Raw genomic sequence first — 1,062 nt, 5'->3', positions numbered from 1 at the left:
GCCGCATTTCTCAGTGCGCTCAACTCATTATTAGGACCAGCCTCAGAGTCAACTTCCGGCTCGCGCAATTTACCCGACTGACTTTGCGCGGACACGGAATTCACCTTTTTATCATCATTTTCTTCCACTCCACTTTCCGCTGCAAATTTTCCAAAACCACCTTCTGAAACTTTCGGCATCTCTTACTTCCTTGTTTACATTGAATTTATTGAAACAATTCATCTGTTGAAAGACAAGGATACTTCGAAAGCCGGACCCGAAACAGCCGAGTCAGGTCCGGGCAGAAAAAAATGTGGAAAAAGGCAAAAAAATAGCCCCGACTGAAGTCGGGGCTAATAATACTACTTAATATCTTCTGATTTTTCAGGGATTTCTTCGCCAGCCTCTTTCAATTCAGAGTGCCGATCATAGAAGCCTTCAAGAGGTTCTACAGAAACCTGACAATTAGGACAAAGCCCGTCTTTTGAAATTTTACCAACTTCAAAAGGACGTTCGCATTTTGGACAAATTGTTTTCTCACAATCTACAATCTTTTTTGAAGACATAAAACTTTTATAAAAAAGACCATAAACGATACAGAGCACTCCCGCAAAGATCATTACCCAACGAGCTGTAGAACTAAGGAGAACGCCTCTAGTGTAAGCTTCGAAAGACAAAGAAAAAGGGTCGCTTGCTTCAATTGCAACTATGCCGAAAAGAATTGGTCCCCACTTAAAACGCTTAATTATTTTTTTCATTTTCCATCTTTGATTTAATATAGTTAACAACTTTAACAGTATTATCTTTTAGTTCTTTGCGCCCAGCAATTATACCTCCAACTCCGCCTCCCCAGCTTGTTACTGCTGGCAACTCACCTGGGTTAAAAGAAGAAATAAAATCCTTCGCATTCTCCACTCCTACAGTCTGGTCAATCTCATCAGCCCCGCGTTTAATCCGCTTAGCTGCAGGTTTAGCAACTCTCTTCGCAGCTTTACTAACCCCGCGAACAACAGCCTTCCCATCCTTAAGCACAGCCCCGCCCGCAGAAGCAACAGTTCTACCAAAAGCAACTCCTGTTGCGGT

The 1,062-nt window shown here is 42.5% G+C and carries 2 protein-coding genes; both read right to left on the bottom strand.

The genetic code is table 11. The features are described 5' to 3' along the window. Nucleotides 1–341 precede the first annotated feature (341 nt). Entirely contained in the window at nucleotides 342–737 is a 396-nt protein-coding gene (locus tag BR06_RS0119085; RefSeq protein ID WP_031485951.1) for a hypothetical protein, read from the bottom strand. Then, nucleotides 721–1,062: hypothetical protein (locus tag BR06_RS20610; RefSeq protein WP_034603259.1), on the bottom strand; the 342-nt coding region annotated here is incomplete at its 5' end. The genes BR06_RS0119085 and BR06_RS20610, both read right to left, overlap by 17 nt.

The sequence above is a fragment of the Maridesulfovibrio frigidus DSM 17176 genome (genome assembly GCF_000711735.1).
In the GTDB taxonomy this organism is placed as follows: Bacteria; Desulfobacterota; Desulfovibrionia; order Desulfovibrionales; family Desulfovibrionaceae; genus Maridesulfovibrio; species Maridesulfovibrio frigidus.
Note: the sequence above shows the minus strand (reverse complement) of the source record. Positions and strands in the feature narration are given on the sequence as shown.